The organism is Salinivibrio sp. PR5, assembly GCF_001996085.1.
Taxonomy (GTDB): Bacteria; Pseudomonadota; Gammaproteobacteria; order Enterobacterales; family Vibrionaceae; genus Salinivibrio; species Salinivibrio proteolyticus.
In genome coordinates this window covers 96797-109931 of record NZ_MUFK01000007.1, presented here as the reverse complement: position 1 = coordinate 109931, position 13135 = coordinate 96797, and the positions used below count along the sequence as shown (strand labels likewise).

11 protein-coding genes are annotated in these 13135 nt (G+C 51.2%); 5 read left to right on the top strand and 6 right to left on the bottom strand.

From position 1 onward, the window contains the following. Window positions 1-4 precede the first annotated feature (4 nt). Window positions 5-436 (top strand): terminus macrodomain insulation protein YfbV, encoded by a 432-nt coding sequence (gene yfbV, locus BZG82_RS05035; RefSeq protein WP_077765297.1) that lies wholly within the window; start codon window positions 5-7, stop codon window positions 434-436. A 144-nt stretch (window positions 437-580) separates the two neighbouring features. Here the strand turns inward: yfbV and BZG82_RS05030 are convergent, their stop codons facing one another. The 3 genes from BZG82_RS05030 to BZG82_RS05020 form a co-directional block, all read right to left on the bottom strand. Next, window positions 581-1531, bottom strand: coding sequence for a ChaN family lipoprotein (locus BZG82_RS05030; RefSeq protein WP_077479044.1), 951 nt, complete (start codon window positions 1529-1531; stop codon window positions 581-583). After that, complete coding sequence (rlmA, locus tag BZG82_RS05025; RefSeq protein WP_077479043.1) at window positions 1528-2376, bottom strand: 23S rRNA (guanine(745)-N(1))-methyltransferase; 849 nt, start codon at window positions 2374-2376, stop codon at window positions 1528-1530. Before rlmA ends, BZG82_RS05030 begins: the two co-directional genes overlap by 4 nt. Window positions 2377-2519: 143 nt before the next feature. Beyond that, window positions 2520-3020, bottom strand: coding sequence for a YfbU family protein (locus BZG82_RS05020; protein WP_077765296.1), 501 nt, complete (start codon window positions 3018-3020; stop codon window positions 2520-2522). Window positions 3021-3192: 172 nt separating this feature from the next. On the opposite strand from BZG82_RS05020, the gene BZG82_RS05015 reads away from it, so the two are divergent. Together BZG82_RS05015 and BZG82_RS05010 are read left to right on the top strand one after the other, a co-directional pair. Beyond that, complete coding sequence (locus tag BZG82_RS05015; RefSeq protein ID WP_077661799.1) at window positions 3193-3858, top strand: energy-coupling factor ABC transporter permease; 666 nt, start codon at window positions 3193-3195, stop codon at window positions 3856-3858. 229 nt (window positions 3859-4087) lie between these two features. Continuing rightward, the gene (locus tag BZG82_RS05010; RefSeq protein ID WP_077765295.1) at window positions 4088-5275 is read left to right on the top strand and encodes an MFS transporter; all 1188 of its coding nucleotides are present in this window, start codon (window positions 4088-4090) and stop codon (window positions 5273-5275) included. A 93-nt stretch (window positions 5276-5368) separates the two neighbouring features. Here the strand turns inward: BZG82_RS05010 and focA are convergent, their stop codons facing one another. Next, window positions 5369-6826 carry a formate transporter FocA gene (focA, locus tag BZG82_RS05005; RefSeq protein ID WP_077765294.1) on the bottom strand — a complete coding sequence of 486 codons (1458 nt, stop codon included), beginning with the start codon at window positions 6824-6826 and terminating at the stop codon, window positions 5369-5371. Between the two features lie 203 nt (window positions 6827-7029). On the opposite strand from focA, the gene BZG82_RS05000 reads away from it, so the two are divergent. Then, window positions 7030-7935, top strand: coding sequence for a LysR substrate-binding domain-containing protein (locus tag BZG82_RS05000; RefSeq protein ID WP_077765293.1), 906 nt, complete (start codon window positions 7030-7032; stop codon window positions 7933-7935). A 55-nt stretch (window positions 7936-7990) separates the two neighbouring features. Here the strand turns inward: BZG82_RS05000 and pflA are convergent, their stop codons facing one another. Beyond that, window positions 7991-8731, bottom strand: a complete 741-nt coding sequence (gene pflA, locus BZG82_RS04995; protein ID WP_077456180.1) for a pyruvate formate lyase 1-activating protein — start codon at window positions 8729-8731, stop codon at window positions 7991-7993. Between the two features lie 333 nt (window positions 8732-9064). On the opposite strand from pflA, the gene BZG82_RS04990 reads away from it, so the two are divergent. Next, complete coding sequence (locus tag BZG82_RS04990; RefSeq protein WP_077678259.1) at window positions 9065-10687, top strand: methyl-accepting chemotaxis protein; 1623 nt, start codon at window positions 9065-9067, stop codon at window positions 10685-10687. 168 nt (window positions 10688-10855) lie between these two features. Here the strand turns inward: BZG82_RS04990 and pflB are convergent, their stop codons facing one another. Continuing rightward, the gene (pflB, locus tag BZG82_RS04985; protein WP_077456182.1) at window positions 10856-13132 is read right to left on the bottom strand and encodes a formate C-acetyltransferase; all 2277 of its coding nucleotides are present in this window, start codon (window positions 13130-13132) and stop codon (window positions 10856-10858) included. Window positions 13133-13135 lie beyond the last annotated feature (3 nt).

Below are 13135 nucleotides of genomic sequence, written 5' to 3'. Positions count from 1 at the left end.
GTCAATCTGGCGCTGCCTGCAAGACGGCCAAAAGTATATGAAAGAGTGGCCGATGCGTAAGGAGCTCACCCCGGTATTCCCAGAAAACCGGGTGATTAAAACCACGCGTTTTGCGATGAAAGTAATGCCTGCCGTTGCTGCCATCAGCGTGTTGTTGCAAATGGCGACATATAACTACCAAGGGATGCCGCAAGCCATGATTGTGGCGTTGTTTGCGCTGAGTTTGCCGCTGCAGGGGCTTTGGTGGTTGGGTAAGCGTCGTGATACGCCACTGCCGCCGGCGTTAGCAGGCTGGTATCGCGAATTGCATCAGAAGATCACCAGCCAAGGCCATGCCATGCAACCGTTGAAAAGCCAACCTCGCTATAAAGAGCTGGCCCAAGCGTTAAGTCGCGCGTTTAAAGTAGACCGCGCTGCGTTGGAGCGTTGGTTCTAGCCACGCACCCTTTTTGATATTGAGAATACGAAAACGCCGACCTGCGGGTCGGCGTTTTTTATGGGTACTGTTTGGTAGCTAGGCGTTTTACAACACAAAAGCTTTTTGCGTACAGCCGGCGCTGACCAACAGCGTGAGGACGCGTTACTCACACACCGAGGAAGACGTGCCTTTCATTGCGCTAACGGCCTCACGCATTTCATCCATTGAGCGCCAACGTGCAGGAAGAGGTTGCACCTTCAAGCGGAAGTCTGGGGCGTTATCGGCAAGCGGCGCCTCATCACTGACGGGAGTGATTAATGCGATACGCAGCTTGTTGTTGCGCTGACGAATTTGTTGTGCGGTGCCAAGCCCTTCGGCAATGTGAAAGCGGCCAGCCACATGGACAATTTGTGTCTCTGGATGCGTTTGGTGATAGCGCACCATGCTTTCGGCCATGGTGGCATCCCAAGCTAATTGGGCCGCGTATTGCGATTCGGTTTGACTCGGGGTGCCGTGGTGCATATTGGCTTTAAAAACCGATTTGTACTCTGAGTCACGGGTGTCGATGGTGTCTGCAAACCATGCACGTTGCGCCGCAGGAAGTGTATCGAGATAACTCAGCCCTTGTCGCCCAATGCAGCTCACCATGCGTTTGGGAGCGTTGGCGGCAAGCACGTCGATATTATGCTGTTTGGCAAATTCAATCAGTGGGCGGTAGCTGCCATCATAGTTATCCCATGCGTTGGCCTCGCGTTTAAAGTTATCTTCGCCCAGCTCGTCAGCCAGATAGCGGTTGAGCACAGGCTGGGCATCGCGGCTAAATTGTTCCATGGACAACGCAACAGCATGGCGCTCAGACAAGGCTTGCAACAGCTCTGTTTGAAAGCGGTGTACCCCTGGATGACCATGCCATTCACCGATTAAGACGATATCCGCATCATCCACGTGTTTGGCGACCTCTGCCAAGGTCAGTGCTTTGCCGTCGGAGGTACTGACTTGATAATCAAATAGGGTGTTAAGCGCTTTTGGGGCAGCGCTGGCTGTTGATGCCAGACAAGCCAAGCTCGCGGCTAACAGCCAACCACGCGCTTTTGTAGCAAACGTTCGGTTCATGGCTTGGGGGTCTCCTCTGAGTGGCTGTCCGTACCTTGGTGACGATAGACGCGCAATGTAAAGTCTGCTTCGCACTCGAAGGCGTCGCTGTTCGCTAAGGTGTCACGCCACGCGTCGCTGGCACGCCATGCAAATGGTGTCATTTGCAGTAAGGTGAGTGCTTGCTCACCGGCGAGCGTCATGGTGTAGTGCAGGGATTGCTCCTTCTCAAGCACAAAGTTGGGCAGCGTTTCTGGCGGTGTTTCATGTAACCGCACATCCTGATAAATCCCCGCTTTGAGTTGATAAAGATGACGAGGGCCGGGGGTGACGGTGACCACCACACCTTGCGGTTTTACCGCGCGGTCGAGCTCTTCGCCATTACAGGGCGCATAAATACGCACGACGCCATCGAGGCTGTTGTCGTGAAAGGGCAGTCGCTGTGAGGAGGCCACTGAAAACTGACACTGTGGATACCATTTGGCGGCATAACGGACCGCCACCTTGGCGATATCAAGGCCGTGTACGGACCAGTGTTTGTCCGCAGTTTGGTCGGCAATCGCGTGGGTGTAGTAGCCTTCGCCGCAGCCTACGTCCAAGATGGCTTTGTGTTCGCCATCCAGCGCTTGGGTTAGCGCATCAATCATCGCTTGCTGCATCGGCGCATAATGCCCTGCATTAAGAAAGGCGCGACGCGCTTGCGTCATGGCTTTGTTGTCACCTGGATCTTTGGAGCGTTTAAATTGAACCGGCAGTAGGTTCAGGTAGCCTTCTTTGGCTTGATCAAATTGGTGGTTGGCGTCGCAGTGAACACCACGCGCGTTAGTGTGCAAGGTTTGTTGGCACAGTGGGCATCGATAAATCATGGTTGGTCAGAATCTTGGCTTTGATGCGCTTTAGGGTACGGCGTTGTTAACGGTTCGACAAGCCAGATAAGCCAACCAAGGGGACAATCCATCAAAAAGCCGCCCAATAAGGCGGCTTGATGCTGAGATTCAGCGGCGAGACATTACGCGTTGAGAATACGCTCAATCTCGGTCAGGCTTAAGTGGAATTGGCGCGGGCAGTGGCGCCAAATTTCGAGCATTCGGCGGTATTTTTCCAGCATGGGCATCTGGCTATTAAAGCGATGCTCGCCTTGATCGAACTGGGTATATAGCCCTTCGGTATCAACCAAGAAGCGCACGTAGTGCACTAACGCGCCTTCCGTAGCGGCATCAAAGCCCCAGAATTGGACGCGGCGTGGTGACAACGCGGCTTGGCTGGCGTCATCTAATAGGTTGTAAGAGGCCTGCATTGCGTGGTGCATTTCCATAATATCAATCACTTCGCGGCACTGGGTTTCACACAGTGCTTCAAATTGACTGATCACCTCTGCCATTTGTAATCCGTAGCCGCGCTCGATAATGGTCTGCAAACGGCGATATTTTTCACTGTTTGAGGGATCGAGGTGGCACATCAATTGGTATTGGTTAGATAAAATAAGACGTTGAGCAGGGGTCATATCCATCGCGGTTGGCCTCTTCACTAATAAAGGTAAAATAGCGTCTATCAAAGATGACAAACAATAAGAGAAGATTATCAGTTGCGCGATGGGCAAATCTTGATCTGGACCATGTCCGTAGCACGTTTTTCACCCGCTCATGTGCAATTGTTGATTTTGCCTTTAGTAAGGATGCGATATGAGTGATTTCGCCGCGCTAAGTGGCTGGCAATGGCTGGGTTGGATTGTGTTTGTGGCGGTGCTTTATGCCACCTACCCACGGGAGTTTTTCCCTAAACTCCGTCAGGAAGTTGGCTACCAGCATTTGGCGTTTTCGTCCGCGGTTGTACTGTTTGTGCTTTGGGCCTTGCAAGCAGGGATCAAAGAAGGGCTCGATATCCACTTTTTAGGCGTCACGACGCTGGCTCTGTGCCACGGCTGGCGAATCGCCATTTGGATTACCACGGTGCCTTTGACGCTTATGGCGGTGTTTGGGTTTGTGCCTCTTGGCGATATTGGTATGACGGCCTTGACCACAGCCGTGCTCCCCATTCTGTTTAGCTATGCCATTTTTGCGTTGAGTTATCATTACTTAACGCGCCATTTATTTATCTACATTTTTATTGCCGCCTTTTTGGGCGCTGCGCTGACCATTGTGTTTCAGCTCTCGGTGAGTTCGCTATGGTATTGGGCGGCGGACCGTTATAGCTGGCAAGAAATTGTTCACAATTACCTGCAAATTGCGTTGCTGATGTGGTTCCCTGAAGCGCTACTAAATGGGATGGCGGTGACCGTGATGGCGGTGTATCGGCCGCATTGGTTACGCACCTTCTATGATCGCGAGTATTTATCGCCTGAGCGATAAAAAAAGACGTGACACCTGCTGACAAAGTCGTTAAAAAAGCGGGCAGGTGTTACGTTTATCCCTCTGACTTTCTGGCGTTTTTATCTATAGACGCCCGTGAATCCTTCCATCAAATTTTTTTATCATCAGCAAAGAAATTACTCGCTTTACCTTGGCGAAAAGCGGCGTCATAGTGCGCGCGTCTCGGCCCGTTCGTGCCTGATTTCTCCAATATAATGAGCGTACTTAAATGAACAAGACTTCCTCTGTGTCTCATGGTGGTTGCGTGACTCCGTCGGCTTTCCCTTGGGTGCCGTTGGTGAGTTTAACCGGCTTTGCGATTGCCAGTGGCTATTTGATGAGCTTGATTCCGCTTGCCCTTGCACCTTTGGGGTTGGCGCCGCATCTGGCCGCATGGCTAGCCAGTGCGTTTTACGCCGGTTTGTTATTGGGTGCGACCTTCAGTGCACGTATTGTTGCTACGTTGGGGCATCGCCGTGCGTTGGTGATGTTTTTGGGTATTGTGCTGCTCTCTATTACCGCCATGGCGGCGATTAAAGGGCAGGGCGTCTGGTTGCTTGCGCGCTTTGTGGCGGGCGTTGCCATTGCCGGTGTCTTTGTGGTGGTTGAGTCTTGGTTGCTGATGGCCGACTCTGATCGCCAGCGTGCGAAGCGATTAGGTTTTTACATGGCGGCTTTGTACGGCGGTAATGCTTTAGGGCAGCTCGGCGTGGGCTATGTCGGTGTGACCGGCAATCAGCCTTATTGGCTTATTGGTGGACTGATTACGCTTGCGATCATGGTGCCTTTGTTTGCACGTCATGGGGAACCTCGCCGTGAGGAAGGACATAGTGCACGTTTAGGATCGCTCAAATCTTTGCGTAAAGCGGCCTATATTGGTTGCTTGGTGTCTGGGCTGACGCTCGGTGCCGTTTATGGCTTATTGCCATTGTATTTGGCTGAGCGAGTCAGTGATCATCAACAAGTGGGCGCGATGATGGCGCTCGTGATTGTCGGCGGAATGGCCGTACAGCCCGTTATTGGTCTGGTATCGGCAAGAATGAGTAAAGTGCTGCTGATGACATGGCTATGTGTGATTGGCACCGGGGCTGTCGCCTTAATTGCTTTTGCGGGTAGCCAATGGCAAATGGGCATCGGATTAGTCGTGTTGGGTGCCGCTGTGTTTGCGATTTATCCTGTGGCGATTACCTATGCCTGTGTCGGGCTGGCCGCTGAGAAAATCGTGGCGGCCACCGAAGTACTGCTGCTCGCGTATAGCGTCGGCTCCGTATCAGGCCCGTTGCTGGCAGATAACGCATTTTCTGGCACCAATGGTTTGATGACCTATTTAGCCGTTTGTTTGTTAAGTACGGCGGTTTATATGTTGGTGATGTATGTGAAAGAGCGTCGTCAAATGCCCGACCTCAGTGCGGCCTGACATCGTTCAGAACAGATAAGGCAACAAACGATAAAGTAAACGCCCCAGTCATTGGCTGGGGCGTTGTTTTATGAGGCTTAGCGTCTCTGTGTGTTACGCGGTGACGAGTCCTTCTTTGGCGTCGGCTGGCAAGATATCCATGGCATTGCCATACAAGGGGGCTAGCGCTCGGACCACATCGGCACGGGTAATCACGCCAACCAGCTGATTATCGCGCATCACTGGATAGATGTAAGGGCGCGAGACCGTCTGTGTTTTCGCACGCTCTAGCGCGGATTGATTGGTAAAGTGGGTGGCGATCCCGGTATCGCTGACCGGATAAACCACTTTGTTATCAATGCTCATATATTGCGCCAGTTCAATCACTGATTGATCGGCATCCACGGTTTGTACTTCAGTGCGCATCAGGGATTCAACTTTGGCATCCATATCCGGCTGATAATCGTTCCACCACAGGTCGACCAGAACATCTTGCACCGAGAAAAAGCCCACCAGATCACCGTCATCGTCGAGAACCGGTGCGCCGGATAACTGATATTGGTTAAGCTTTTCTAGTGCATCGGCGACATACTGGCGTGCGCTTAATGCACACTGAGCGGGTTTCATGTGTTTTTCGATGGTTAATGTTTCTTGGGTCATAATCGCACTCTCAGAATAGGAAGCCGAAGGCAGAGCGAGTGAAGCAATCTGCGCTGTTTTCTTTTCTCTTTCAGGGTTAATAATTAGCCAGTAGCCCATGCCGACCAGTCCTGCGCCCCCAAGGATATTGCCAAGGGTGACAGGGATCAGGTTGGCGCTGATAAATCGGGCCAAGTTTAAATCGCTAAATGCCTCTGGGTTGGCCCCCACCGCTTGCCAAAAACTGTCAGGGGCAAAGGTGGCAATACTCATGCCCAGTGGCACCATAAACATGTTGGCGACACTGTGCTCAAAGCCGGTGCTGACAAACATGGCTACGGGCAAGATCACCATTACCGCTTTAGTGAGTGGGTTTTGCGAGGTAAACGTCATCCAAATCGCAAGACAAACCAGTAAGTTACAAAGCACACCCAGTGCAAAGGCTTGGATCCAAGTGTGATGGAGCTTGTGTTGGGCAACGTGCAGCGCGTTGAGTCCCCATTGGCCGTCATCAAGCTGATATAACCCCGCGGTCATCACGATCAACACCAGCAACAAGGCACCGAGTAAGTTGCCGAGATAGACTCTCGCCCAGGTATGCAGTAAGCCTGCGGTTGAGATCTTGCCGTTGGCACGCGCCAGCATGGAGAGCACGGTACTGGTAAACAATTCCGCGCCGCCCAGTACCACCAGAATCAAGCCCATGCTGAATGCTAATCCACCCAGCAAGCGGGTGATCCCCCAGCCAGCGTTGCTGCCAGTGGTAACCGTGAGATAAAACACAAATGCTAACCCGATAAACAAACCGGCCATCATTGCGAGCCCAATCGCCATCCGGGTAGATTTGCGGGTTTTACTCACCGCATACTCTTCAGCTTGGGCGAGTAACGCCGCGGGTCCTTCGGGCTTTTTAATTTGAGTTGCACTCACCATTGGCTGTCTCCTCTGGCGGCACACTCTGCCCGAGGGCTAAGACATATCAACATACAGGTTGTACTCCTTTTTAGACGGATTGTGAATACATCCAGACTAAGCGGCGCGATATAAGGAGTAAAATTGATATTGCTTAGGGTAATAATCACAAAAGTTGATAGTGTGGTGTCATTGAAATCAGGCATCGTAGAAGGGTAAAAAACATGCGCTACTCACTGAAGCAATTAGCCGTTTTTGAAGCGGTTGCAGCCAGTGGCAGTGTGAGTCGAGCCGCCGACCAATTGGCACTGACGCAATCGGCAACCAGTATGGCCTTGTCACAATTGGAAAAATTATTGGGTCGGCCGCTGTTTGAACGGCAGGGAAAGCAAATGCAGCTGACCTACTGGGGAGCGTGGCTACGTCCGAAGGCGCGCCAGTTACTGTTTGATGCGCAGCAAATTGAAGCAGGATTTGACGGCCAGCATGTTGTCAGTGGTGATATTGCCTTAATTGCCAGTCAGACGGCGGCCGAACATCTTATTCCTGACCTTATCAGTATTATTGATAGTGACTTCCCAGAGCTTAGAATCGACTTTACGGTGAAAAACACTCAGAAGGTGATCGACAGTGTGCGCCAGTATCAACATGATTTGGGGATCATCGAGGGGCGTTGCGACGACAGCCGCTTAAAGCAACAAGTTTGGTGTCATGACCATCTCGTCGTGGTTGCGGCAAAGCATCACCCTTATGCGCAGCTTGACCACGTTAGCTTGGCGCAACTCGAGCAGGCGCAATGGGTATTGCGTGAACCCGGCGCAGGAACGCGGCATAGCTTTGATAGTGCGATTCACGGTGTGATTGAAGATCTGGATGTGCGCCGCGAGTATGAGCAAGTACCTGTACTGAGAACCTTGGTCGCAAACTCGAGTTATCTCAGCTGTTTACCGTACTTGGACGTAGAAAAATGGATTGAGCGAGACGAGCTGGTGGCTTTGAATGTCCCTGAGCTGAATATGCGGCGGACGCTTTCGTTTATTTGGCGGGCAGATGCGGCAGCAAACCCGTTACGCGACTGCATTATTCGCGAAGCAACACGGATGACCAAAGCGCGTCGCCGTAATATGTAATAGAAAAAAGCCGGCCCAAAATGGCCGGCTATTCGTGATCAAGCCACAGGATTAACTAGTAGGTGACCGTGTGGCCATAACTACTAATGATGTTTTTGACGTTATCCATCACTTCTTTTGATGGTGGAGCAACGTCCTGCAGCTCGTAATCGTAGCCGAGCGCTTCCCATTTGTGGGCCCCTAATTGGTGGTAGGGCAGTAACTCCACTTTCTCGATGTTATCCATCTCTTTAATGAACTGGCCAAGACGGTGGGCAGAGTCATCATCGTCGGTATAACCCGGGACAACCACGTAACGAATCCACGTCTTTTGGCCAATTTTATGCAGGTAGTTGGCAAAGTCGAGCGTGCGGCGGTTTGACACGCCGACTAAATTCTCATGGATTTCATCGTTCAGTTGTTTGAGATCCAACATCACCAAGTCAGTGGCGTCCAACACTTCATCAATCACTGGGGTGTGTTTACGCACGTACCCATTGGTATCTAAACAGGTGTGGATCCCTTCCGCTTTCGCAGCTTGGAAAAAGTCACGCACAAACTCAGGTTGAAGCATGGCTTCTCCCCCTGAAGCGGTTACACCACCGCCCGACGCCGTAATAAAGTGGCGATAGGCGCGCACGTCTTTCATGATTTCATCGACGGTGACTTCTTTACCGCCATGCGTGTCCCATGTATCACGGTTGTGACAGTATTTGCACCGCATTAAGCAGCCTTGCATAAAGACAATAAAGCGGATTCCAGGACCATCTACGGTACCACAGGATTCAAACGAGTGGATGCGACCAACTGCCGACATAAGTGTCTCCAGACTGCGAATTGCTATGTCGTTATTTTATTACAAAACCCGGTCTTAACGTAAGGGAATTCGCGCCTTTTTCGCGATTTTGCAAGTTGTCTGAATCGCCGTTTGCAGTGCCTACCAACTTAGATCACAGTTCCATTTTTTCGTCTCATCACAATGAGATCACACCGAGGAAAAAACCATGTCGACATTGAGGTAACTCTTATGTGTGCCCAAACTTACGTGCAACATATCGAGAAAGCTGACATAGACTGGTAGAGATGTGCGTGAATACGTCGAGGGCTTGCTGCGTTGACGTGTTGAAGCCGAAAAAGTTGGGAATCAATAATGAAAAAAATTAGTGATTTAAGGGTAAAGAACAAGCTAATTGCACTTATGTTAGTCGCCATTGCATTACTTGGCGCAATCAGTGCCTACACCATTTCAAAAGAAAAAGACCAAGCCTATGCCGAACGGACAGCCTCGTTACGCAATAACGTGGAAGTCGCTGAAAGTGTGGTGAACTACTATCGCCAGCAAGCGGCGCAATTGGGTGAAGAAACCGCGAAGGCGCAGGCGATTGCTCAGTTAAATAAACTGCGTTACGACGGCGATAACTATTTTTGGATTTTAACGCCTGATCTCACCATAGTGACGCATCCTCTCAAGCCTAACTTAAACGGGACCAGTGCGAGTGAGATCACCGACGGTGATGGCCGCTTTCATTGGCGTGAAATGGTAAAAGTGAGTCAACCGCCGGAAGGTGGGGTGCTGGATTACACGTGGCGCTCGCCAGAAGGGGAGTTAAAACCCAAGATCTCTTACGTGAAGCGCGTGAACGGCTGGAATTGGATCATTGGTTCAGGCGTGCACGTGAGCGATATTGAAGAGCAGTTTATTGCCTCGGCGTGGCAGATTGCGGGTATGACACTTATCGCAGCGGTGATCTTGTTAGTGGCGGGCGCCTTTGTGAGCCGTGATATCGTGATGCCGCTTGATGAGCTGGTGGAAAAATTTGACCGAATTGCCGGTGGCGACCTGCGTGTGCAATGTGGCTACACGCGCGAAGATGAAATCGGCAAATTGGCACGTCGAATGGATACCGCGATGACCAGCGTCCGTGAAGCGTTACGTATCGCGCATGACGAAGCCAAACAATCGTCGACGATGGCGTCGTCGATTGCGTCGGCCAGTGAGCAAAGTGCGCAAAGTATCCAGTCGCAGCGCGCTGAATTGGAGCAACTGGCGGCGGCGATGAACGAAATGACAGCAACGGTGGCGGATGTGGCTGACCATGCAGAGCAAACCGCCCAAGCGACCAATGAAATTGCCGATATGGCCGAAGTGGGTAACCACAAATTAGACAGTACGGTGGCGAGTATTCGCGAGGTGGCGGAGCGTATTGCCAGTGCCGATAAGCTAGTGAACCAAGTGAAACAAGGTGTGATGCAAATCAGTGATGTGGCGGGAGTGATCCAAGGCATCTCTGAGCAAACCAACCTGTTGGCATTGAATGCGGCGATTGAAGCGGCGCGAGCGGGTGAGCAAGGCCGTGGCTTTGCGGTGGTTGCCGATGAGGTGCGCTCGTTGGCGCAAGGCACCCAGAAGTCGACCACTGAAATTCAAGGCACCATTGAGGAGCTGACCAATAACGCGATTGAGGCAGCCGAAGCGATGACTTCGAGCCATCAATCCAGTGAAGCAAGTGTGGCGACAGCGCTCGAAACACAGCAGCAGCTTAAAGACATGGTGGCGGCCTTGCATCAGTCTAACGATCGTGTGGTGCAAATTGCGGCGGCTGCAGAGCAGCAAGGCACTGTCTCAGAAGAGATGAACCAGAATGTGAGTAACATTCATAACTCGGCCAATGAAGTGAGCGGTGCGGCCACTCACCTTGCCGAACAAAGCCAGCTACTGGCTGACTCCGCGCGAGAGTTAGATAGCAAACTCGATCACTTTGAGGTGGTGTAGCACCTGAGTAAACAAGCGACGTTAGCAACGGATGGGCTTTGGTTGGCACTGAGGTGGGTTGCGGATTAAATCGTGAAAGGGAAAGAGTGATAAATAAAAACCGCCAGCATTGCCGGCGGTTTTTTCTTTTTAGAAGCCCTTATTGTGTGAAGGGCTCTTGATCATCTCTTACAGTGAAGAGGTGAAGGTACGAGTGATGACGTCTTGCTGCTGCTCTTTGGTCAGCGAGTTAAAACGTACCGCGTAACCAGAAACACGGATAGTCAGCTGAGGATAGTTCTCAGGATGTTCCATCGCGTCGAGTAGCATTTCACGGTTCATCACGTTCACGTTCAAGTGTTGGCCGCCTTCTTGACCGCTTTCATGGTGGAAGTAACCATCCATTAGACCGGCAAGGTTAGCGCGCTGGGTGTTTTCATCTTTACCCAGAGCATTTGGCACGATAGAGAAGGTATAAGAGATACCGTCTTTGGCGTGGGCAAATGGCAGTTTACCAACCGAAGTCAGTGACGCAACCGCGCCTTTTTCGTCACGGCCGTGCATTGGGTTAGCACCTGGTGCGAAAGGCATACCTGCTTTACGACCATCTGGCGTGTTACCGGTTTTCTTACCGTATACCACGTTTGAGGTGATAGTCAGGATAGATTGCGTTGGGACAGCGTCACGGTATGTTTTCAGTGAACGGATTTTGTTCATGAAACGCTCAACTAGGTCACAAGCGATTTGGTCAACACGCTCATCGTTGTTACCGAAGGTTGGGTATTCGCCTTCGATTTCAAAGTCGATTGCAATACCGTCTTCGTCACGAACAGGTTTCACTTTTGCGTATTTGATCGCAGACAGTGAGTCAGCCGCTACCGATAGACCCGCAATACCACATGCCATGGTACGACGTACGTCACGATCGTGCAGTGCCATCAGCGCCGCTTCGTAGCTGTATTTGTCGTGCATGAAGTGGATGCTGTTCAGGGCAGTTACATATTGCTTCGCCAGCCAGTCCATCAGGTGATCCATGCGGTCCATGACTTTGTCATAGTCCAACACTTCGTCAGTCATTGGCGCGTGTTCAGGCGCAACTTGGATTTTCAGCTTCTCATCGATACCACCGTTGATGGTATAAAGCAGGGTTTTCGCCAAGTTGGCACGAGCACCGAAGAACTGCATATGTTTACCAACCACCATTGGTGATACACAACATGCAATTGCATAGTCGTCTGACTCAAAGTCTGGGCGCATCAGATCATCGTTCTCGTACTGGATAGACGAGGTATCGATAGACACTTTGGCACAGAATTTTTTGAAGCCTTCAGGCAGTTTTTCAGACCAAAGCACAGTGATGTTTGGCTCTGGGCTTGGACCCATGGTGTATAGGCTGTTAAGGAAACGGAAGCTGGTACGAGATACCAGAGTACGACCGTCTAGACCCATACCGGCTACTGATTCAGTTGCCCAAATTGGGTCGCCAGAGAAGAGATCATCATACTCAGGCGTACGTAGGAAACGAACCATACGCAGTTTCATCACGAAGTGGTCGATCAGCTCTTGCGCTTGTTCTTCAGTCAGTTTGCCAGCGGCCATGTCGCGCTCTAGATAAATATCTAGGAAGGTTGACGTGCGGCCCAGTGACATTGCTGCACCGTTCTGGGTTTTTACTGCACCTAGGTAGCCGAAGTAAGTCCACTGAATGGCTTCTTGCGCATTTTCTGCTGGGCGAGAAATATCACAGCCGTATTTCGCTGCCATTTCTTTAAGTTGGCCCAGTGCACGGTACTGCTCTGCAATTTCTTCACGCAGTTGCATGGTCATTTGCAGATCTTCGCCGTTTTCGAATTTCTCTTGCAGAGAATCGAACTGCGCTTTTTTGTCTTTCATCAAGAAGTCGATACCGTATAGCGCGACGCGACGGTAATCACCGATGATACGACCACGGCCGTAGGCATCAGGAAGACCGGTCAATACGCCAGACTTACGACACTTCATGATTTCAGGGGTGTAGATATCGAAAACACCTTGGTTATGGGTTTTACGATACTCGGTGAAAACTTTCTTCACTTGTGGGTCAAGCTCACGGCCATAAGCGTGGCATGAACCTTCTACCATGCGGATACCGCCGTAAGGCAGCATGGCGCGTTTTAGCGGCGCGTCAGTCTGTAGACCAACAATCTTTTCCAGATCTTTTTCGATGTAGCCGGCGTCATGAGAAGTCAGGGTAGAAACCACAGACGTATCAAAGTCAACCGGTGCATGCGTCGCGTTCTCTTGCTTGATGCCTTCCATCACGCGCGCCCACAGCTGGCTAGTCGCGTTAGTTGGCTCAGAGACTAGGAATGATTCGTCGCCCTCGTAAGGGGTATAGTTTTTTTGGATAAAGTCGCGAACATCAACGGCTTTGCTCCAGTTACCTTCAACAAATCCTTCCCATGCATTAGAAACGTGCTCAGACATGTT